Origin of the sequence: Pseudomonas sp. ADAK18, assembly GCF_012935695.1 — a bacterium.
Lineage (GTDB): Bacteria > Pseudomonadota > Gammaproteobacteria > Pseudomonadales > Pseudomonadaceae > Aquipseudomonas.
Map to the genome: position 1 here is coordinate 69625 of NZ_CP052859.1, position 22066 is coordinate 91690.

General features: G+C 57.6%; 14 protein-coding genes, 1 other RNA gene and 4 pseudogenes. 7 read left to right on the top strand and 12 right to left on the bottom strand.

The features are described 5' to 3' along the window. The first annotated feature begins 224 nt into the window (after positions 1-224). Positions 225-560: a hypothetical protein gene (locus HKK55_RS00280; protein WP_169352849.1), complete on the top strand. Its 336-nt coding sequence runs from the start codon at positions 225-227 to the stop codon at positions 558-560. Positions 561-598: 38 nt separating this feature from the next. On the opposite strand, the gene HKK55_RS00285 is transcribed toward HKK55_RS00280, so the two are convergent. The 3 genes from HKK55_RS00285 to HKK55_RS00295 all read right to left on the bottom strand — a co-directional run bounded on the left by HKK55_RS00285 (position 599) and on the right by HKK55_RS00295 (position 5197). Then, a complete protein-coding gene (locus tag HKK55_RS00285) occupies positions 599-2056 on the bottom strand; it encodes a glycosyltransferase family 39 protein (protein ID WP_169352850.1) in 1458 nt (485 codons plus the stop codon). A 299-nt stretch (positions 2057-2355) separates the two neighbouring features. Then, a complete protein-coding gene (locus HKK55_RS00290; protein ID WP_169352851.1) occupies positions 2356-3378 on the bottom strand; it encodes a hypothetical protein in 1023 nt (340 codons plus the stop codon). Between the two features lie 139 nt (positions 3379-3517). After that, entirely contained in the window at positions 3518-5197 is a 1680-nt protein-coding gene (locus HKK55_RS00295) for a M24 family metallopeptidase (RefSeq protein WP_169352852.1), read from the bottom strand. Positions 5198-5276: 79 nt separating this feature from the next. On the opposite strand from HKK55_RS00295, the gene HKK55_RS00300 reads away from it, so the two are divergent. Both HKK55_RS00300 and HKK55_RS00305 read left to right on the top strand, forming a co-directional pair. After that, complete coding sequence (locus tag HKK55_RS00300; RefSeq protein ID WP_169352853.1) at positions 5277-6761, top strand: PLP-dependent aminotransferase family protein; 1485 nt, start codon at positions 5277-5279, stop codon at positions 6759-6761. Between the two features lie 116 nt (positions 6762-6877). Next, positions 6878-7819 (top strand): cupin, encoded by a 942-nt coding sequence (locus HKK55_RS00305; RefSeq protein ID WP_169352854.1) that lies wholly within the window; start codon positions 6878-6880, stop codon positions 7817-7819. 23 nt (positions 7820-7842) lie between these two features. Here the strand turns inward: HKK55_RS00305 and HKK55_RS00310 are convergent, their stop codons facing one another. From HKK55_RS00310 to HKK55_RS00320, 3 genes are all read right to left on the bottom strand, one after another. Further along, positions 7843-8751, bottom strand: a complete 909-nt coding sequence (locus HKK55_RS00310) for a LysR family transcriptional regulator (protein ID WP_169352855.1) — start codon at positions 8749-8751, stop codon at positions 7843-7845. Between the two features lie 280 nt (positions 8752-9031). Next, positions 9032-10000 carry an HNH endonuclease signature motif containing protein gene (locus tag HKK55_RS00315; protein ID WP_169352856.1) on the bottom strand — a complete coding sequence of 323 codons (969 nt, stop codon included), beginning with the start codon at positions 9998-10000 and terminating at the stop codon, positions 9032-9034. A gap of 404 nt (positions 10001-10404) precedes the next feature. Further along, complete coding sequence (locus HKK55_RS00320) at positions 10405-10692, bottom strand: DUF6124 family protein (protein WP_169352857.1); 288 nt, start codon at positions 10690-10692, stop codon at positions 10405-10407. 2382 nt (positions 10693-13074) lie between these two features. On the opposite strand from HKK55_RS00320, the pseudogene HKK55_RS29200 reads away from it, so the two are divergent. The 3 pseudogenes from HKK55_RS29200 to HKK55_RS00340 all read left to right on the top strand — a co-directional run. After that, positions 13075-13356 (top strand): annotated as a pseudogene (locus HKK55_RS29200) (DUF3987 domain-containing protein); the annotation flags it as partial. Continuing rightward, positions 13343-13697, top strand: a pseudogene (locus HKK55_RS29450) (hypothetical protein). The pseudogenes HKK55_RS29200 and HKK55_RS29450, both read left to right, overlap by 14 nt. Then, positions 13681-14226 (top strand): annotated as a pseudogene (locus HKK55_RS00340) (integrase); the annotation flags it as partial. The pseudogenes HKK55_RS29450 and HKK55_RS00340, both read left to right, overlap by 17 nt. Here HKK55_RS00340 and HKK55_RS00345 read toward each other — a convergent pair. The 5 genes and pseudogenes from HKK55_RS00345 to HKK55_RS00365 all read right to left on the bottom strand — a co-directional run. Continuing rightward, positions 14212-14727: pseudogene (locus HKK55_RS00345) on the bottom strand (integrase arm-type DNA-binding domain-containing protein); the annotation flags it as partial. The pseudogenes HKK55_RS00340 and HKK55_RS00345 sit on opposite strands and share 15 nt — an antisense overlap. A 187-nt stretch (positions 14728-14914) precedes the next feature. Beyond that, positions 14915-15312: a transfer-messenger RNA gene (ssrA, locus tag HKK55_RS00350) on the bottom strand. Between the two features lie 103 nt (positions 15313-15415). Beyond that, the gene (locus HKK55_RS00355; RefSeq protein ID WP_155584212.1) at positions 15416-15700 is read right to left on the bottom strand and encodes a hypothetical protein; all 285 of its coding nucleotides are present in this window, start codon (positions 15698-15700) and stop codon (positions 15416-15418) included. Positions 15701-15837: 137 nt separating this feature from the next. Continuing rightward, positions 15838-18648, bottom strand: a complete 2811-nt coding sequence (locus tag HKK55_RS00360) for an FAD-binding and (Fe-S)-binding domain-containing protein (RefSeq protein ID WP_169352858.1) — start codon at positions 18646-18648, stop codon at positions 15838-15840. A 70-nt stretch (positions 18649-18718) separates the two neighbouring features. Beyond that, positions 18719-20413 carry a lactate permease LctP family transporter gene (locus HKK55_RS00365; protein WP_169352859.1) on the bottom strand — a complete coding sequence of 565 codons (1695 nt, stop codon included), beginning with the start codon at positions 20411-20413 and terminating at the stop codon, positions 18719-18721. Positions 20414-20672: 259 nt separating this feature from the next. Between HKK55_RS00365 and HKK55_RS00370 the strand changes: the two genes are divergently transcribed. After that, positions 20673-21440: an FCD domain-containing protein gene (locus HKK55_RS00370; protein ID WP_169352860.1), complete on the top strand. Its 768-nt coding sequence runs from the start codon at positions 20673-20675 to the stop codon at positions 21438-21440. Between the two features lie 40 nt (positions 21441-21480). Here the strand turns inward: HKK55_RS00370 and smpB are convergent, their stop codons facing one another. Further along, the gene (smpB, locus tag HKK55_RS00375) at positions 21481-21963 is read right to left on the bottom strand and encodes an SsrA-binding protein SmpB (protein WP_003235073.1); all 483 of its coding nucleotides are present in this window, start codon (positions 21961-21963) and stop codon (positions 21481-21483) included. Between the last annotated feature and the right edge of the window lie 103 nt (positions 21964-22066).

The following is a 22066-nucleotide window of genomic DNA, read 5'->3' on the forward strand; positions in this document are numbered from 1 at the left end:
CTGGAAGTTCGCCCAGCCGATGGATAGTCAGGAGGTATCGGCAGCCTTGGCGAGAGCTGAAACGGTTTTTTTGCGAAGGTGGGGTTCACGGATAAACGGTTGTGGGTGGCAAGCGCCCGAGGGTGGACGATGCTGGCGATAGCGGTTCTCATCGGCAGGCAATGCCGTTAGAGTACCGCCCGCCCGAGAACTGAGTCCCGGGCTTTTGCACATGGAGTTTTACCTTGAACCACGTCAGTAAAATCGCTGCTTCCCTGTTGTTGGCCCTGGCTGTCAGTGGCTGTACCGGTACCGCGATGAAGACCCAGCAACTGGATTCGAGCCAATACACAGTGATTGGTCACAGTGAAGCAACGGCCACCGGCGTACTGCTGCTGGGCGTTATCCCAATCAAACAGAACAACCGTTTCGTGCGCGCTCAAACCGCTGCCATCCAGGCCAAGGGTGGCGACGCGATGATCAATACCCAAATCCAGGAAAACTGGTTCTGGGCATGGGTTCTGACCGGCTACACCACCAAGGTGTCGGGTGACGTGGTCAAGCTGAAAACCGCTCAATAAGAGCGCGAAGGAGCGCTTGTTCAAGCGCTCCTCTCTGATCACTGCTCGACAAGGAAATAAGGCTGACGGTTCACCGCCATCGCCTTGACCACCTTTACCGGTACGCCCAGGCGTTCGGTATTGTCCACCAGGGCGATGTTGCCCGGCTTGGCGGCGAGGTAGCTTCTGAGCTCCGACTCCGTCTGCAGAATCGGCAGGTACGCCTGCATATAGAACACTCCGGCGCCCGCGATCCGCTCGTTCGGTTGATACAGCGCCACCTCTTTCCCCTCGGCTTGCAGCGCCTGGATCTGGCTGATCACTGGCACAAACGATTGGCGTACATCGGCCTTGGGCGCAAACCAGAACGCAGCGATCAGGTAGCAGGCAATCACGAAGGTGAAGAAGCCTCCCACCAGTCCCCAACGATGGCCGTAGACGTGTTTGGCGAAGTGCGAGGTTTGTGTGCGGCCTTTCAGCCACTCCAGCAGTACCGCGCCATATTCCGCCGCGAGCACAGCAGCGGCAGGTGTCAGCGACATCAGGTACACCGTGCGCTTGCTCGACGCAAACGTCAGCAGGGTGAACTGCGCCACCAGCCATACACTGAAGAACAGCCGGTAACGGTTGCGCATCAGGCTTTTACGGAAGTGCCACAACCCCAGGTACACCAGGATGTTCCAGGGCAAAAACGCTTCGGGCAATTTGGCGAGGTAGTAGTAGAACGGCTCGTAGTGACCGGCTTCGACGAAGGAGCCGTCGAAGCGTCCGACACTGTTGGTCAACAGCACCTCGCGAACCGCCTGCATGCCATCGCGCTGGAACAGAAAGCCCAGCCAGATCATCAAGGGCAGCAGGGCCAGCAGCGTGAACAGGCCCGGGCGAATCCAGTCGCCAAGCTTGAGGCGTTTATCCATCAGGCTGGTACAGGCCAGGTAGGCAAAGATCACGATGCCCGGCATCGCCAGGCCCAGCACGCCTTTGCTCAATGTGGCAATCAACATCCCGAGGGTAAACAGCAGCCAGGTGCCGAGGTTGGAGGCCGAACGCTCAGACTCGGGGCGATTGGCCTGATAAAACGCCAGCAGGGCCATGGTCACGCCCAGGCTGAGCAGCGCATCTTCACCGACCCCACGCACGTTGCTCCAATAACTGCCCATGGTCGCCAGCATCAGCCCAGCGACAAAGGCCAGGGTTTTTGGCCGACCAAACTTGCGCAACATTCCGTACAGCAGCATCACGCTGAACAAACCGGAAAACGCCGACGCCAGGCGTACCGCCCAGGTGGTGCCGCCAAACAGGCGAATCGCCCCGGCGTCGATCCACAGGCTCAAGGGTGGTTTTTCCAGGAAGGGTTCGCGAAACAGCCGAGGCACGACCCAGTCGTTATCCAGGTGCATGGCCATGGCGATCCCGGCCACCCGGGCTTCGGTCGAGCCTTGCAACTCGTGATTGCCGAGGGCGAAGAAAAACAGCAGAGCAGCGAGCAGGAGCAGCAGCGGAGCAGAGCGCGTCATGGATTCAGGCCACCGTGGGCAAGGGACCGTTCGGGGGAGCAGTCCGGGCAATCGGTGAGTATACGAGGGCGATTCTTAACAATTCGTGAATGAGTGATGGGTTTTTGTGAGGTTGGCCTTCATGCCGATCAGTTAAGCGAAGGCAGAGCGTCAATACAGCGAAGATCAAAGGTGGGAGCTGGCTTGCCTGCGATGGCGTCGGTACTGCAAACATTGATGTTGCCTGACCCACCGCCATCGCAGCCTCGCTAAAGCTCGGCAGCTCCCACATGGGATTGCCTTCGTTTGCTTGACAGTGGCTAAGGCAACTTCAGGCTGGGCAACGCCGCCTTGCCGGATGCCGACAGCACCGGCGCCAGTTGGTCCCAGGTGAAACTCAACTCATTGTCGCAACCGTCACCTGTGGCCGGGGTCGAGAGCTGCAGGCCTTGGGTGTTGAAGCTCAGGTCGAAAGTCGAATAGCTGGTGACCGCCGGGCAGCCTTCGTCCACGGTGGTTTGCTTTTCCAGCCAGGCGCTGAACTTGGGTGACAATTTCACTTCGCCGGAGTAGGGGTCATACCACTCCTGGCGACCGCCGAGCCAGGTCCACGGATCTACGCTTTCACCGGTTTGCAGGTTCCAGGTGTGCAGGCCCCAACTGATGCCGTTGCGACCGAAGCCTGCGGTCCAGCGGTAGAACTTGATGGTGATCCACTGGGACGACCAATACGTGGGCTCGACCGTGATTTCGCTGGTGTTGGCGGAACCGTTACTGCCCAGGTATTTACGGCGCTCGCTGAAAAACGCTGTCTGGCCTTCAGGGCTGACGGCCAGGCGTGCCAGCTGCTGATTGATCTTCTTGATCGCCGGGCTGTCACCCTCCAGTTTGAAGGTGACTTGGGCGCCTTGGGTCTTAACCTGATAGGAGTGTTCGCCGAAGGTTTTTTTCTCCACTTTGACGGGGAGTGCTGCTGCTTCCATTGGCGCGTTATAGGCGTCGCTGCCACAGCCCTCGGTGCTTGCCCGTTTCAATGCCAAGGGTAACGACGTGCCGCCTGCGGCCTTACTCCAGGTTCCCGTCAGCGTATCGCCCTGGGGTTCGTCCAGCTGCCAGAACCCGGTTTTACCGTCTTCCGCCCAAGGTTCACCGGCCTTTTCTTGAGCCAGTTGGATCGGTGCGAGGAATCGCTGGTAGTAGTAACTGCCGCCGGTGTCGGGTGCAGCGTTGAAACAGGCGGTTATCGGTGTTTTGCCGAGTGTGCCTTGCCAGACGCCAGCGAGGTCCGCATGGGCGAAGGTCGAGACGGTGGCGAGGGTCAGAAGCAGGGCGGGCTTGAGCATGAGGTATCGGACTTCCGGTTGTCTGATCGTGTGGGTTTCAGGTGCTGCTGGAACTGCGTCGACTATAACGGTTTGCAAGTGTAGCTACATTGAAGACGAACGATCCGCCGGCCGGATCGTTCGCCTTGGATGCGTTGTTTCAATGGGGCGTAGCGGCTTCTGCGATCAGAATATCCTCAAAGAACGCGCCGACCGCTTCGGTGGGGTGACACAACTGGATTTCCAGAACCCAAACCATCTCGCTCGGCACGATCTCCAGTTCAGCCAGTTTCGTATCGCCAAACAACGCGTGGGGGAAATCGGCGATACGGTGCCCGGCGAGATTGCGCTCCAGCTCCCAACCTTTTGCGGCCGCGCTGTGCTGAGCGAAATCGTACAGCTCCTGGCCAGTCAGCCCGCGGTGCCAGGCTGCGCGGGTTTCGTCGAATACTTCATGCAGCGCTTTGACGCACGCCTCGTATAGCGGGTGCTCGCCAAACACGAAGGTGTCGCCATAGTCGCCCTCGTAACCGTCCCACACCGGGCCGAGATCGACCACAGCAATATCGGTCACGCGTAACGTGCGCTGCGGATCGATACCTTGGCGTGGCGTGCGAATGGTGTCTTCGCCAAACCGGATATAGGTCGGATGCCACGTGTGGGAGGCGCCCATGATCTGCAGCTGTTGATTGGCCATATCGATGGCTTCGGCTGTGGTCATCCCGACGCGCAGTTGACTGGCAATCGACGTCAAGGCGCGTACCGACTGCTCGCGGGCCGCCAACATGCCGTCCAGTGAATAGCGCGGGCCGACTTTTTCCCAGACCGGATCCAGCGGTTTGGCTCCCGACGCGGGTTGCGACAGGCCACTGGGCACAAAGGCCTCAGCGACAAAACGGTGAGCCGACAGGCCCGCCGCAAGGCATTGTTCGCGGACAGTGCGGATCATTGAGCTGTTCCCGCAGGCGTAGACCTGGGCATCCGCCCAACGATGCCTCTGCCCTAGCGCAACCTGCTGCACCTGGGCTTCGGAGGACAAGACCGCGTGCCAGGAAAAACGCGGGTGCGTGGTGATGGCCTGGTCGAGGAAGTCGCGGTCGTAAAAATCCGCCGGCCATGAGCCGCCCCAATACAACGTCACCTCGGCATGGCGCGCCAGCGCGCTCAGCAGCAGCGGCTTGACGCCTGCATAGCCGGTTCCGGTGGCGAACAGTACGACCGGGCGATCATCATCGTGCTGCCAGGTACACGCGCCGAATGGGCCTTCCAGCGTGAGCGCATCGCCCACCTCCAGTGTCGCCAGCCTGCGCTCGGAGAACAGCCCACCGCTGACCCGGCGAATATGAAACACCAGTTGGCCGTGATCCTGTGCCGGCAGATTGGCAATCGAGAAGCAGCGGCTATCGCCCTCATCGAGGCGAAACTTGACGTACTGACCGGCACGCACCTCAAGCGTCTCCAAGCTGTCGGGCTTGAGCACCAACTCGGTGATATCAACGCTCAGCGCGCGTTTACTCAACACGTGTGCGGTGACTTCCAGCGGCGGTGTGTCCAACGACCATCCGGGGATTTCCAGGCGCATATCGGCGCAGGCATGGCTCTGGCACAGCAGCAATTCATCGTCGGCGAGGGGATAAGAAGGGGCTGGGGCGCCTGGCAGCAGAATTTTGTCACGGTATTGCCCGCCCATGACTTTGACCTTGCACGAACCACAAGCACCCCGACGGCACGAGAATGGCACCGACAGCCCACTGGCGAGCATGGCGTCGAGCAGCAACTCTTCACCGGCCTCGAAGGTTTTGCCCGAGGGCGACAATTCAATGACATGGCGTGTGTTCATAAAGACCTCGGGGGTGAATGAGGTTTGATTGTTGCGCTAGACTTAGGACCATTAGAACCTCCAGTTTTGGATATTTCAGATGGTCCAGATGCGCAAATGGCAACTCCTGCTCAAGCTGGATGGTGCTGAGTCCCAAGCCTCGTATCGCAAGATCGTCGAAGGGCTGGTGAGCGCGATTATCGACGGTCGCCTGCCGCCCGGGACGCTTTTGCCCGGGACCCGGGAAATGGCGCGGTTGCTCGACGTCAACCGCAAGACCGTGATCCTCGCCTATGAAGAAGCCATCACCAAGGGCTGGCTGGTCAGCGAACAGCGTCGAGGCACTTTTGTCAGCGCGCAGTTGGCAGCCGCAGCCACTGCCCGAAGTGAACCGCAGTCTTTCGCGTTAGAGCTTCAGGCACAACCTGCCGTTGCGTATTTTGCCCAAAACGACCAGATGACCGCCTTGCAACATCGGCCCGAGGTCCTGTTCTTCGATAACGGCGCCTGTGACCACCGTTTGCTGCCCCAAGCCCTGTTGCATCGCTACTACCGCAGAGCCCTGCGCAGCAGTTTTGCCTCCAATACCGTGCGCCACGGTAGCGAGGGCACCAGTTATGAACTGCGTAAAGCCCTGGCCGAAATGCTGCGCAACAATCGCAGCCTGGCCGTGGGTGCCGAACATATTTGCCTGACCCAGGGTGTCCAGATGTCGCTGTACCTGACCGCCAGTGCGCTGCTCAAACCCGGTGACGTGGTGCTGGTAGAGCGCCTGAGCTACCCGCCGGCGTGGGAGATATTCCGCAAATTGGGCGCTCGCCTCGTGACCGTGGACATGGACAGCGAAGGCTGCCGGGTCGATCACATCGACGAGCTGTGCCGGCTCCACAACGTCCGGATGATCTATGTCACTCCCCATCACCAGTTTCCGACCACCGTCAGCCTGCACGCCGAACGCCGGCAACAATTGCTGGCACTGGCCAGGCAGCACGACTTTTGCGTGATCGAGGAAGACTACGACCATGAATATCACTTTGACGGCCGGCCCTACGCACCCCTCGCCAGCGACAGCACGCAGCGGCATGTGATCTATATCGGCTCATTGTCCAAATCGCTGGGGTCGACCTACCGCTGCAGTTACGTGGTCGCGCCGACCGATGTGATCGAAGTGCTCAACCGCAACGCTGCGCTGGTCTTGGGACAGGGCGATGCCGTCACGCAGCAGATGCTGGCGGACCTGATCAATAACGGTGAGCTGAAGAAACACCTGCGGCGCGTGACGAAGGAATATCGCCTGCGTCGGGAAACGCTGCAAAAGTGCTTGCTGGAAGGGTTTGGGGAGCGGATTTCAATTCGCGAGCCGGAAGGCGGATTGGCGCTTTGGGTGCGGTTTGAGGCTGGGGTCGATGTTGATCAACTGGTGCTGCGGGCGTTGGAATATGGGTTGGTGGTGCGTAGCGGTCGACTGTTTTCTCCTGTGGATGAAGCGGAGAACGCGTTGCGACTGGGGTTTGCTTCGTTGAATCGGGAGGAACTTCGCGAGGCTGCGCGACGGTTGGTGCGGGCGGCGAATCAGCTCCAATAAGATCGCTGCCCTTTTAGACACAACTGCTGTGCCGGTTGAGCACTTACTCCGGGAGTGAGGGGTTCCTATAGTCATTCCACCCGCGCAGCCATCAAGCGCACATCAAGGTGGAGCTTATGAATACCCGACTCAAATCCAGCGTCAGCACCGACTTGCCTGCCTATGAGCGCGAAGCGGAGTATTTCGAATACAGCAAGGCGGCGAACCCGATAAGCGCCAACCTGATCACCCGCATTCCTTATCACAGCTTTCCTGCATCGCTTTATAACTCGGGTGAGTCCAGGCTCGTTCCCCTTGACCTCAGCGAGTCGCTTGGCTGTGAAGGGCCCGCCACGGGGCCTGGCCTCTGTGCCAACTTCATCCGGCTGAATGCCGGAGATAGCCTGAAACTTAATCCGAATGCCACGTCCCAGGTGCTGTATGTCATCGCCGGCAGCGGTGGCCTCGTTCAAGGCCGGCATACATTCGAATGGGCCAAAGGATGCTTCATGGCACTGCCGGGGCTTGATGCAGTGGTGCTCACCGCGACCGAGGACACGCGTCTGTATTACGTCCATGACGAGCCGTTGCTGCGGTTCCTGGGCGTGACCCGCACAGTCGATCGTTTCGCTCCGACCCTTTACCCCGCCGAGGTCGCGAATGCAAAACTGCGGGAAGCAGCGGAGGACCCGCGTGCCCAGGACCGTAGCCGTATCAGTATCCTGTTGGCCAACCGCAACTTCCCTCAAACCCGAACAGTGACCCATGTTTTATGGGCGATGTACGGCATCCTGCCGGCGGGCTCCATTCAGAAGCCGCACCGACATCAATCCATCGCCCTGGACTTCATCATTGATTGCCCCGACGGCTGCTATTCCCTGGTGGGCACCGAACTTGCGGCGGATGGGCAGATTCACAACCCCGTTCGAGTCGACTGGAGCCCTGGCCTGGCCTTCGTAACGCCGCCCGGGTATTGGCATGCGCACTTTAACGAATCGGACCGGGAAGCCTTCTTGATTCCGGTCCAGGACGCCGGTTTGCAAACCCATCTGCGCTCGTTGGACATCCGCTTTAGCTGACCGGACGAGATGGCGGCTTTGCCTTAGGTTTTCCAGTAGGGCGGGTTACCAATCTGACTCACGATGAAGTCGATAAAACAGCGCACCTTAGAGGAGACGACGCGCTTGGGAGGGTAGACAAACCAGATGGCGGATCGCTGCTCGGTGGACTGAACGCGCCATTGCGGCAGCCAAACCTGCAGGTCTCCCTGCTCAAGACTCTTCGCCACCAGCCAGTCCGGCAACAGCGCGATGCCCAGACCGTCTTTGGCCGCGATGAGCTGCGCATCCAGATCATTGAGCCGCAAGCTTCCCGACAGCGAAATCGGCACGGCGTGGTCTTTGGCAATCAGCGTGATTTCATCTGACAGATGAGCGCCCAGAATGGCGGGATAACGAATCAAATCTTCGGGTGTTGAAGGCTGCTCATGCAGGGCCGCAAACGCCGGGCTGACGCACACCTTCAAGGTTTCATCCGCCAGCTTGCGCGCCTTGAGCGTGGAGTCGGCCAGCGTGCCAATCCGGATCGCCAGGTCGACGCCTTCATGGATGAGATTGACCTGGGCGTTCTCCAGGGTGACTTCAAGCTTGATCTCTGGGAAACGCTCGAGGAAACCTTTGAATCTTGGCATCAGATGATGGCGGCAGAACGCTGGAGGCACATTCAACTTCAACACCCCGCGTGGGTGCTGATTCAGGGCTGAGGTCGCGGCTTTTGCGCGCTCAAGTTGTTTCAACACTTCACGGGCGTGGAGCAGGAACGTCTCACCGCCTTCGGTCAGGTGCAACGCGCGGGTGGAGCGGTTGAACAGGGCTATGCCCAGGTCCTGTTCAAGCTCTTTGATGTAGCGGGAGACGGTGGAGGCCTTGATGTTCAGCCGGTCTGCGGCGCGGGAAAAGTTGTTGCTGTCGGCGGCCTCGATGAAGGCGGTTAATGCAGCAAGGTAGTCCATGGTGGGCCTCGCAGGGGGAAGGGCGTCGGTGCTTGGGGGTTAGGGATGATGGGATAATGGGGGGTGATTGTCTATGTGGTGGGTAGGGTTGAATTTCAGGTAAAAAAAAGACGTCCGGGGACGTCTTTATATGTTGAATTGGTGGCCGGGTTCATTTGAACAGGACTATTAAGGGGCAACTTTTATTGGCTTGTAAGGCCTATGCCCGTCTCAGGGATACAGCAGGGGATACACGGTCGGCCTCGCTAGCCGCTCTTTCGGTGACTTCAGGCACCAGCGTCTACTCGGGAATCGATCCTCGTGCTATTGCTTTCCGTAAACTGTTAGACAGAGCCCGGTCCCCCTGTGCTTCAGCGAGGAGTTCCATGAGCGACAAATTTCCTGAGATTTCAATCTCATCTTTCTTCCGTAGAAGTAGCTCCTTTAGTTCTGCAGCCCAGCCCAGCTCTTCTAGTGCTCGGACCTGCCACCACGTCTCTCCCTGGTCGGTAGATTCTCGGTATGCGGCCTTGAGTAAATCTTCGATCAGCTTTTCTTCCGTGAACTCTCGGATGTAGAAGGCCGCAGAGAACCAATTTTCATTCTGTAATGAGTCATTAATACCCTGAATATATTTCTGTGCGGCCTCTAAGCGCCGGCCGATGGCAAGGAGTGCCCTTGCGTGTTGTTCGTGATCATCACCGTCGCTAAATTCGGCTAGATGATCATCAATGATTTCCTCTGGAACAAGATCCGGTCGTTGTTGCAGGCTGCCTCGTAAGTAAAAAATCGTATCTGCTGAAGCCCCACCGCTGATGGCCTGCTCGACGTATTTGTCACGGAGCTCTTTGTTGCCGATGACATCGTAGTGAACTGCTAACGAATCAAACTGTTTTGTTTCCCGATATATCTCTGCAATGCTCGTAATCAACTCTACATCGAGCGCATCTCTGTCTGACCTTTTCTCCCGTTTCGCCTCTGAGGTAGCCCTTTCGGTTGCCACAATTCTCAGCCAATCATTCCGATAAAGGATCACTTGATCGGCATCTAGCTTCCGATCGAACCCACCGCGAATTTGGGTTTCCCGATGACAGTCAAAGCACAGGGTCGAGAGATTTGAGGATAGATTGTTGGACGGATCTTCATCGACATGATGAATCTGAACTGGTTTTCCCTTCGTTCGACACACGCAGCAGGTTCGGTCAGACAAGAACAACACCTGCGCAGCAACATCAGTTGGGATCGGCGTTCGTTTTTTCTTTCTTGTCATTGGTGGAGTTCACTTTAAAGATCGTGTGTCAAAGCCGCCTGCAGCGCGGTACCCGCTTTTGATCATAGAGGAGGGGACATGTGGGTGGTTATCTTCTTGCACTGATCCAAAAAAGGCCACTGAAAGACATCGCATCGGTGCGGTAACTCACCATCCTATCGGGTGTTGGGGCTGCCGGGGCCCCTGACGATTTGATTCCCATACGGGGTCGGAAACCCGCGGGATTCTGTTAATGGCAGGGGGGCCAACTTACTGAAATTTCAACGTTGAAATTGAAACAGGAAATCGAGGAAATTGGGGTCAGACCACGGTTGCGTACGACGAGGGCAAGCGGCTCATAAAAAGTGATGGTTCGACCCAAATTTCCTTTTTGGCGGGTTCCCCGTCGGTTCGTTATTTTTGTGTCAGGGAGCTGTCCTACCCACAGTTTCTAAATCTGCTGTTGGCACAAGAATGTCCAGTGCGCGCGCCACTAGCAATTCACCCAAGGCGCTCAATTGCTGGGTTGCAAGAAGCTTATAGCGATGGACACCATCAAGCTCAAAAGCCAGATCAGCAGTGATAGCGTTCAGCGACGCGAGTGTCTCGCAGGCCTGTACGAGCAGGGTTTCGGTGTCGATGTTTTTAGCGATACAGAAGATGTTGGTACCGGACGGGCTCGTGCATGGTGGATTGGGGCTGATCTTTTTCATGACTGCGCTCCTTGATTGGTGGAGTCGCCAGACATCGCTGCTAAACGAAAAGGGTGGCGACTATGCGCGGGTTAGCAGACCAGGAATCAAGGAACCCAGCGCACCCGAAGGTGCCCCACACATAGCCGCCATAACGTGGCCAAGCGGATGCTGATGCATCGCTTGAACGGATGGTGGCATTGCATGCCTTGATATTAACCGAGCTGCTAAACCCGGTCGCTGATTTTGCAGCGACCTTTCAAGGCTAGTCGTGTCGTTTGAGCAAGACCAGTTCATCAATGGCGCGACGTTTTGAAGGAAATATCCGGCACCCTATTCGGCGGTGTCTTTTCAGAAGCCCAGAAACAACAAAACCCGCACAAGGCGGGTTTTGGTGGTGCTTCATATTTGGGGGCCGGGGTGATCTGAATTGATTGCATAACTTTATGATTTTTATGGATTGTTTTTTTTATTGGAATACCTTTTGGAATACCATTCGCGAATTTTCTTAAATTCCCGCCCTTACGTCGATCAACTCTCAATTCCACAGTTGTACTTCGCGATCTCGTTTTTGAGCGGAATCTAAGGCTTCTGCTAGCGATTGCTGGCGTGTACAAGCCTGCTCGTAAACCTGTTATGCAAAGGTCGCGGTCATGTGGCCAAAACACCAATGTCCGACCAATGTGCTTCTGTAAGCTATCCATGATGGCAAAAAGCTGTGACTTTGGCTTTACCCATGCTTTGCCAGTGGATAAGGTGATAGGTATCGTAAGTTGATTGGTCGCAATACCCCAGGGATGGCTCTCCATAGGCGCAGGTTTTTGCCTGGCTCTTAGTGTCAGTTTCCCTCTGATTCCTTCCAGTTTATTTGTCGCCATATTTTATTTTGGTAGGCCCATGTTACCGCGGGCTGCAAGGGAGTGTTGTGAATGAATGAGTTGGTTGAGGCCTTGCTGGCCGCCGTTCCCGCCGATGGTTCTAGTATTGGCAATCAGTCGCTGCTAGAACGGATCAGAATTCAGTTCCCCCATTTAACTGATGAGTTTTATTGGGAAACACGTGACGCGCTGATTGATCAGCGGATGCTGCAGGCCGGGAAAGGTCGTGGCGGCTCCGTGCGGCGCTCCAACGTCGAAGTTCCACCATCAAGTGCTTGGGTTCACTTTTTGCGTAGCTATGGGCCGTCATCGACCAACCTAGCGATGTTCGATGAGTATGTTTCGAGGGCACTGGCACAGGCAAGGGTCAAGCCGATTAGCCTATCAGCCCCTTTTTTAGAGGATATGGTTAGACACATTGAATCCAAGGCGCTGGGGTCTATCTTAATCGCCGGAACTGCTGGTGATGGTAAGACGTACCACTGCCGTGCCTTGTGGGAGCGTATTGGTGGGAATCCCAATGCTTGGGCCGCCAAAGGTAACGTGAAAGAGTTGCATCTGGCGGATGGGCGTTTGGCTATCTTTATCAAGGATCTTTCCGAGCTCAATGGCGAGGAGAGCGATTTGCCATTGCAACGACTTGAAAGGTCGGTACTAGAGGGCGATGACTCTGAGGTCGTGATCCTTGCTGCAAACCATGGGCAAATTCTTGATCGTCTCCGTGATTTAGGTCGTCGCCAAGAGCGAGATCACCCACTTCGCAAACCGCTGCAAGAGCGCTTCTTACAGGCCGGCCCGGCTCCTGATCGCCTGGCGGTGTTCGATCTCAGCCGCTCTACTAGCCGCAAAACGTTAGACGAGGTGGCTATGGCTGTGGCAGGGCATCCTGAATGGGACAACTGCAAACGCTGCGCACTTCAGACTGAAGATAAAATTTGTCCCATCGACGAGAATCGCCGCAGGCTTTTGGGTGAGTCAGATCATGGCCAGCTCTCTCGCCGCTTGGGCGATTTGGTTGAAATTGCCAGGCACAACGGGCTGCACCTCCCTATCCGTGACTTACTTGCGCTTTGTTCGAATATGATCCTCGGTTGTTCCGATGCCAAGCAGGCAAAAGACAATCTGCTGACTTGCGCGGATGTCGCGAAGATTCAGGGAGGAGGGGATCTTGGCAAAGCCAGTATCTATTCTAATGCTTTTGGGGCCAATCTCCTTAAGCGAAGAACTTCTGACCGCCCCATCTTCAAGGCGATGTCCAGCTTTGGAGTGGGGGATGAGTCCACCAATGCTGCTGATGGGTTGCTGGTTTATGGCAAGGATGACTCTCGGCTGCAAGCCGATTTCGGCCGCTTGGTCGCGAGCGATCCGATCTACGGTGCGACGGCCGCCTTTCGCGCTGCCCAAGACGCCTATTTGGAAGGGTATGAGGGCTCCCGTTTGGAAGGGGGGGCCTACGAGTTCCTTACAATGCTCGAGGATCAGCGACGCAGGCTTTTTTTCACACTTCCGGATGGCGAGAGAGGCTATCCAACGCGCCTCCACCTTAATCGGTTACTACCTCACGGAGATTCAGCGTCTGACCGAGCAGGAACCGGTGTGCCGGGTGAGGGAAGAGGCGGACCGGCTGCTGCGCTGGCTGCAGGCCAAAGAGTGGAAGCGCTTCAGTATTGGAGAGCTGAATCGCAACGGTCCCCGATTTGCCCGCAAGAGCAGCCGTCATGCCGCCAAGCTGTTGGTCGAGTTGATTGATCATCAGTGGCTGATCACCGACGGTCATACCTTCGAGGTGCGTCATGTTCAATCTTGATGAAGCGCTGCGCCACCACCTGGCTCAGCGCCAAAAGGAGCCGAAAGAGCGGTTTGTCGCCGTGACTGTCGCAACTTTGTCGCCATGCTTAAAGCCAGGCAAGGCCAGGGGGGGGCGCCGGTGTCGCCGATGTCGCTACCACCCATAAAGCTATCGCCTCGGCGACTGACATCATTCAATGGTTGAAAGAGGAGGGCGCACACCTCTACGTCACCGATAACAGGCTGTGTTTTCGTCCGACGGATTGGGGTCAGGTCTCCATCGTGAATGCGCACTGGCAGGCCCTTTTACTTGATCTGGCTGCAGTCGACCAGGAACAGAGAAATGGCTCGGGTCGGTAAGCGATCTGGGCGTAATTTCGGCTTCGGCCGCCAGCTCAGCTATGCCGGACTGCAAGCCCTGAAAGATCTGTTTGGCGATGGCCATTTTGGTACCGTCAAAGCCCATAGCGATCGCTGGCAGGCCTTCGTGCAATGGTGTCGATCCGAGGAGGGGCCGGGACTCAATGACGCGCGACAGATCAACCGCGAGATCCTCATGCGGTACGCCGTTCACATGCGCGAGCAGGTTGAGCAGGGCAACGTTGGCATCGCCACCGCTCAGAACCGCCTGTCTAGTGTCAACCGCACGATGGCCGCGCTGCGCGGTGATCAATACGTCAAAATTCCCAGTCCGAGCAAGGCGCTAGGTTTTCAGCGCTCAAGCGTGCGCAGTGAGGCCCCGCAAGGCCAAGACCGTGTTCAGGTCGAGCTGATTGTGCAAGCACTGTCAGATCGTCAGTAGTCGAGGGTGAGTGCCATTGTGCTCTTAGCTCGTGTGACTGGTATGCGCCTGCGTGAGGCAATCCTGGCGGACCTTCACTGTCTCGAGGCTGCCTTTGGCCTCGATTGGACGAAGCAGTGCGATGACCATTGGTGCAGTGATTTTCGAGAGTGGAGTTGTTTTCAGATCTGGAAATACATGCAGCGTGAGAGATCGCCAAATGTCTTCGGCGTACGCGGGGGTGACGGAGTCCTTTTTCAGCTCAAACCAAGCGGTGGCCACGTTCTCAAACGTGTGTTCCGTTTCTGCTCGTTTGGCTTCCATAAGTGTGTTGCGTTGCGCTTTGGGGTCGATGCCTTGAGCCAGCAATTCGCGCGCTTCAACCACTTTCTTCCTGGCGTTCGCTAGTGAGAGCTCTGGGTACGTGCCTAGACCCATATTGATGCGGTTTTTGGTTACTGGTTCGCGGTAGTTGAAGTTCCACAGCATCGAGCCATTGCTCCTGACCCGGAGCTGAAGACCATCTCCATCACTGAGGACGTAATCCTTGTCTTTTGCCTTGGCTGCCTTGAGCTGACGGTCAGTGAGACGGAGGGCTGGAGCAGGCATGAGAGCTACCTCTAACACCGTTTTGGTATTCCAAAAAATAGCACTGGTGAGCTTGGAATACCATTTGGAATACCAAAATGGATGGAGCTCAAAATCCCTCTATGGATCTCAATGGAGCTGAAAGCCTTGATTCTTCTGGATTTCAGGCACAAAAAAAGACGTCCGTGGACGTCTTTAGATGATGAAATGGTGGAGCCGGGGGGATTTGAACCCCCGTCCGCCAGTACTCCGCTGTCGGTACTACATGCGTAGCCGTTTCTATTAAGTTAACCCTCAGCGACCCGAAGGGCAGGGTGCTTTGGGCGAGTTGTGTAAGTTTTAGCCGCTTCGTCCACAACGTACTGCACGGCGATTCTGTTCTATATGACAATCACTTTGGGTTTACAGACATCCCCTGGTGATTGCTGGACCCGAAGGTACCAGAAGCTCAGGATCTAAAGCTGCTTACGCAGCGAGAGAGAATTCCTGGCCGTAGGTTTCGTCATTGGCAACTATAAGTAGTTGCAACAGTGGATTTACGAGTTCTGTTACCAACTCGGCATGCACCTAAAGTTTCGCGACCGGCGTCGAATCCTAAACGGCCCCGTGCTTGTTGCTCGGTGTTTCAAAGTGAGCGACAAGCCTGTGCAGTGTACGTCAAACGGTCACAGAAGGCCAACCCGAAGGTTGGCCTTGAGCGGTTGCCTAGCTATTGGTTGCCGCCTTTGTCGCTGTCCTGCAGGTCTTGCAGGGCTTTGGAGGTGATCTCGATGCATGTCTTGTCATCACCTGCGGCATGGGCCGCCTTGGCTTGGGACACGGCGGTGTCTATTTCGCCGCTTTTGCCGCTGGTGTCGGTCGCGAGCAAGGCTTTCCCGTTGTTGATTCTGTCCAGGTTGATTTGGCACAAATCGTCTGTTTTACCGGCTGCAAATGCGGGGGAGGCGAGCATCGCAGCAGTAATGAACAAGCCAGCAAGAGCGGAACGCTTCATGGGTATCTCCTTGTGCAAAGAGGGCTCGATGCTGCGCGGCGGTTGCGGGCAGCCAGCGAGGTCACGGATCAGCCTAGTTCAACGAGGCTTATGCAGATGACTACGCCGGCGCGCAGGGGTTCTGTTGGGTGGTTGAATTAGTGGGTGCGAGCCTGGGTGACGCGATCCACCAGATACACCAATCCGTGATAATCAATCCCGCCATGCTGGCTCAGGCCGATCTCACAGGTACGGCTGGTGGAGATGCCTTCGCTGCAATGTTGTACCGCATCTTTCAACGAGCGCAGTGAGTGGGCATTCAACTCCGGCGTGGTGAAGCCTTTGTCACCGGCAAAGCCGCAGCAGTGAATGCCTTCGGGGATTACCACGGTGTGGCTGCATTTCCGGACGAGGTCGATCAAGGCCTGGCTTTCTCCCAGGTGCTGGGTGCTGCAGGTGACGTGTACGGCGATGGGCGCCTCTTGGGGTGTGAAGTCGAGACGGTCCATCAGGTGGGTGCGGATAAACCGTACCGGGTCGTAGAGGTCCAGGCGGGTTTCGCCCAGGTCTTGCACCAGTCGCAGGGTGCACGGGCTGGTATCGCAATAGATCGGGTCGAGGCCGCCACGGCTGGCGTGGAGTAGGGCGCCGATCAGTTCCTCGCGCTTGTGTTCGGCTTGTTCGGCGTAGCCTTTGGAGGCGAACGTTTGGCCGCAGCACAGGCTGTCCTGATTGTCGGGAAAGACGACTTGATAGCCGGCCTTTTCCAGCAGGCCACGGGTTTTGTCGTACAGCGACATTTGTTCTTTGTCGCCCGCCGACGGTCCCATCGCCCGTGACACGCAGGCCGCCAGATACACGACGCGTGGCCGCTCATCGCTCACGGTGGGGCTGAAGCGAATGGCCTTTTCCGGTTGTGGCATAGCGTTGGTCCATTGGGGGATTTGCCCCTTGGACAGCTTGGTCACGGTGGCGGAAAGCTTTGCCAGCCGCGGCGCGCCCAACAGCATCCGCGCGCCATTGGCGACGTGCAGGGTGAAGCGGGCACCTTGCAGAGCCGTAGAGAAGTGCGTCGCCAGCCAGTCGGCCGTTTTCGTACGGTTGGCGTCGCGGCTGCGCAGCTTTTTCACCAGGTCGCCGGTGTTGATGCCTACGGGGCAACGTTGGGCGCACAAGCCGGTGGCGGCGCAGGTTTCAATGCCCTGGTAGTGGTAAGCGGTTTCCAGCTGGGTGGTGTTGACGCCTGCGCGTTTTTTGGCCTGGATGTCGCGCCATATCACGATGCGCTGGCGTGGGCTCAAGGTCAGGCCTTTTGACGGGCAGACCGGCTCACAAAAGCCGCACTCGATGCACTTATCCACAAGCTCGTCGGCGGCGGGCAATGGCTTGAGGTGTTTAAGGTGGATTTGCGGGTCTTCGCTGAGCACCACGTCTGGGTTGAGAATGCCGTTGGGGTCCAGCAGGCGCTTGAGCTGCCACATCAATTGGTAGGCATCGCTGCCCCATTCCAGCTCGACGAAAGGCGCCATATTGCGGCCGGTGCCGTGTTCGGCTTTCAGTGAGCCGCCGAACTCCACCGCCACCAACTGTGCGACGTCGTCCATGAACGCCTGGTAGCGTGCGACTTCTTCGGCACTGTTGAAGCCTTGGGTGAAGACAAAGTGCAGATTCCCTTCCAATGCATGTCCGAAAAGGATGGCTTCGTCGTAGTGATGTTTGTCGAACAGTTCGATCAAGCGGTTAACGCCGATGGCCAGTTGTTCGACCGGGAAGGTCACGTCTTCGATGATTACCGTTGTGCCGGTTTTGCGCACGGCGCCGACGGCGGGGAAGGTGTCTTTGCGGATTGCCCACAGGCGGGCGTTTTCCACGGGGTCTTCGGTGAAATCGACTTGCTTCTCCACCGGGAAACCGGCCAGTGAAGCCATGATCAGCGCCAGTTGTTCATGGAGCAGCGTGGAAGACGCGGCGCGGGATTCGATCAGCAATGCGCAGGCATTTTCCGACAGGTGTTGTACGAAAGCCGGCATGCCTGGCTTGTCCTGCACCGAACGCATGCTGCGTCGGTCCAGCAGTTCGACCGCCGAGACTGGCTGGGTTTTCAGTACTGTCACCGCGTTGCAGCAGGTTTCTACATCCGGGAACACAATCAGGGCTGACGCTTTGTTGGGATGATCGATCACGGTGTCGTAGGTCACCGCACTGATAAATCCCAGGGTGCCTTCGGAGCCCACCAACAAATGGCTGAGGATATCCAGCGGCTCGTCGAAATCCACCAGGGCATTGAGTGACAGGCCGGTGGTGTTTTTCAGACGGTATTTGTGGCGGATTTTTGCAGCCAGCTCAGCATTGGCGCGGGTCTCGCGGCCCAGGGTTGCCAACTGCTCCAGCAGGTTGCCGTGGTGTTGGCGGAAGGCTGAAACGCTGGCAGCATCTTCGGTGTCCAGGCGACTGCCATCTGCCAATACCAGGCGAATGCCCGCGAGGGTGTGATAGGTATTTTGCGCGGTGCCGCAGCACATGCCGCTGGCATTGTTGGCGACGATGCCGCCGATCTTGCAGGCATTGATCGACGCCGGGTCCGGGCCAATCTTGCGCCCGAACGGCGCGAGCCAGGCATTGGCCTGGGCCCCGATCACACCGGGTTGCAGGCGGATTTGCGTACCCAGGCCGCGAATTTCGCGAGCGTTCCAATTGTCGCCCAGCACAATCAGGACCGAGTCGCTGATGGCCTGTCCGGAGAGGCTGGTGCCGGCGGCGCGAAAGGTCACCGGTACCCGGTCGCGCTGCGCCAGTTGCAGCAAGGCGACCACCTCGTCCTCTGATTCGACGCGGATCACCAGTTGTGGGATCAGTCGGTAAAAGCTGGCGTCGGTGCCGAAGGCAAGCGTGGAAAGTGGATCGTCGAAGCGTCGATTTTTCGGGATCAACTGTGCGACATCAGCAAGAAAAGCAGCAGGCAGGCTCATGGGTCCTCCAGGAATAGCGGACGCCGGAATGGTTGTCCGGCGTCGTTGCTTACCCTATTACGTGTAGGTCTCAGTGCACCAGCATGCCGGTGAACCAATAGGCCTGGGCCAAGGTGATCAGCCCGACAATCGTCGCGAAAAACAGGCTGTGTTTGAGGGTGAAGCGGAACAGGTCGGATTCCTTGCCTACCAGGCCGGTCGCGGCGCAGGCCACAGCGATCGATTGTGGGGAAATCATCTTGCCGGTTACGCCACCGCTGGTGTTCGCGGCCACCAACAGGACGTCGTTGACGCCGATCTGGTGGGCGGTGGTGGCTTGCAGGGAGCTGAACAGGGCGTTGGACGAGGTGTCGGAGCCGGTCAGGAATACCCCCAGCCAACCCAGGAAAGGCGAGAAAAACGGGAAGGCTGCACCGGTGCCAGCCAGGACCAGGGCCATGGTCGACGACATGCCGGAGTAGTTGGTGACGAATGCGAAGGCCAGCACCATACCGATGGACAGGATCGGCCAGCGCAGCTCGTAGAAGGTTTCTTTTAAAGTGGTAAGACCAGTTCTGATGTCAATCTTCAGCACCAGCATCGAGATCAGGGCGGAGAAGAAAATCGCCGTGCCGGTCGCGGAAATCGGGTCCAGTTTGAACACGGCTGGAATGGCGGTCGGGTTAGTGACGATAGGCGCGACCTTGATCACCAACTGGTCCAGGTGCGGGATCGCAAAGTTGAAGACCCAGCTGTACATCGAGCCGCCGGTGGCGAACATCGCCTTGAACGGCTTGAGGGTCCAGATAGTGACCAGGACCGTCAGAATCAGGAAGGGCGACCAGGCCTTGAAAATTTCCCCCAGGCTGTAGGGCGAAGCGACGGTGCTGCGAGGCAGGCCGAAACCGCCGGCGCTGGCGGTGACCGATGCGCTGGACGTTGCCCCGGCAATCTGTGCGCCTGCGGTGCGCTTGGGCTGCCAGACTTTCAGGAACAACGTCAGGGCAATCAGGCTGGCCAGGGCTGAGGTGATGTCCGGCAGTTCCGGGCCGATGAAGTTTGAAGTGAAGTATTGGGTCACGGCAAAGCTGAAGCCCGCCACCAACGCCGCTGGCCAGGTTTCCTTGACGCCCCGCATGCCATCCATCATGAACACCAGCCAGAACGGCACGAACATCGACAGTAACGGCAGTTGGCGGCCGGTCATGGCGCCGATCTTGAACGCGTCGATGCCGGTGACTTGGCCGGCCACGATGATCGGAATCCCCAGGGCGCCGAAGGCCACTGGTGCAGTATTGGCGATCAGGCACAGGCCTGCGGCGTACAGGGGGTTGAAGCCCAGCCCGACCAGCAGCGCGGCGGTAATCGCTACCGGTGCGCCGAAGCCGGCGGCACCTTCCAGAAAGGCGCCGAAGCAGAAGCCGATCAGAAGCACCTGCAGACGCTGATCGTCGGTGATCGACAGCACGGAGCTGCGGATGATTTCAAACTGGCCGCTTTTCACCGTCAATTTGTAGAGGAATACGGCGGCGACAATGATCCAGGCGATTGGCCACAGGCCGTAGGCAAAGCCGTAACCGGCGGCAGCCAGGGCCATATCGACGGGCATCTTGAAAGCGAAGATCGCTACCAGGATCGACAGCGCCAGGGTGATGCTGCCAGCTACGTGGCCCTTGAGGCGAAACACGGCCAGGGCCAGGAAGAAAAATACGATGGGTATAACGGCGGCCATTGCGGACAGGCCGAGGCTGCCGAGTGGGCTATAGAGCTGTTGCCAGGTTTGCATATGGGATGGCCCCTAATTGTTGTTGGTCAGGCACTTTTGGCTGATTTGGGTAATTGGTATTACCAATTTACAATCGCTGTTGGCTAGGTTAAGAGCCTTGCAGGGGGCGTGTCAATTTGCCGCTTTCGAAACTTTGGTCGAATACCAGCGGCGGGTTGATCTGATGGGTTGAATCAAAGGCGCTCTGATAGGTGCTGGCGACGCGGCAATAGGCCAGAATAGAGGCCTGGCGAGTGGTCGGGATCGTGGAGAATGAGTTATGGGCTTTGATCAGGTGCGTCAGCGCCGTTTGTCTGACGATATTGTCGAGCAGCTTGAGGGCATGATCCTTGAGGGCACGCTAAAGTCGGGCGAGCGCTTGCCGGCTGAGCGCGCGCTGGCCGAGCAGTTCGGCGTGTCGCGACCGTCGTTGCGTGAAGCCATCCAGAAGCTGGCGGCCAAGGGGTTGCTGGTCAGTCGCCAGGGTGGTGGCAACTATGTGGTGGACTCGTTGGGCTCAACCTTCAGTGATCCGCTGCTCCATCTGTTGGAAAACAACCCTGAGGCTCAGCGCGATTTGCTGGAGTTTCGTCAGACCCTTGAAGCGTCGTGTGCGTATTACGCGGCGTTACGTGCCACCGAAGTGGATCGTGAGCGGCTCACCGCTGCGTTTGAAGCCTTGCAGGATTGCTACGCGCGGGCGGATGAAGTCAGCCGTGTGGAAGAGGGCGCAGCCGATGCCCGGTTTCACCTGGCTATCGCGGAGGCCAGTCATAACGCCGTACTGCTGCACACCATTCGTGGCTTGTTCGACCTGCTCAAACGTAACGTGGTGACCAATATTGGTGGGATGTACCAGCAGCGTACCGAGACCCGAGACATGCTGATCAATCAGCACCGGGATTTGTACTTGGCAATTATCGAAGGGCGAGCGGAACAGGCGCGGGAGGTTTCAACACGTCACCTGCTGTATGTGCAGGAAGTGTTGGCGGAAGTGCGTCAAGAGGTTCAACGCATGGCTCGGGCGGAGCGGCGTAAGGGGATATAACCGAGGGCGCTTGGCACCCTCGTCACAAGCTGGCAGGAAGTCAGTCTTCCTTGCCCTTGTTACGCACGGCGCGATGCAATTCCCGATTGGAGTCGCGCTCGCGCTCGGTGTCACGCTTGTCGTATTCCTTCTTGCCCTTGCCCAAGGCGATTTCGCACTTGACCAGGTGCTTGCTCCAGTACCACGACAGGCAGATGCAGGCATAACCTTTTTGTTGCACGGCAGCGGCGAGCTTTTCCAGTTCGCGGGCATTGAGCAGCAGCTTGCGCGTACGTACCGGGTCGGCAATGACGTGTGTGCTGGCGGTGGTCAGCGGCGTGATGTGACTGCCGAGCAGCCATGCTTCACCGTCTTTGAGCAGCACGTAGCTGTCGACCAGTTGCAGCTTGCTTGCCCGCAGACTCTTTACTTCCCAGCCGGCCAGGACCAAGCCAGCCTCGAAACGATGTTCGATGAAGTAGTCGTGTCGCGCCTTCTTGTTTTGCGCGATGGTCCCTGTTGGGTGTTTCTTTTGTTTAGCCATAGGGGCGGCATTATAGGCAGTTGCGAGCGTGTCGGCTACGGTCAACCTGCGTGCTTGAGCGTGTTGTTTGAATCCCGGACAATGCGCGCTCTTTTTTGATCGG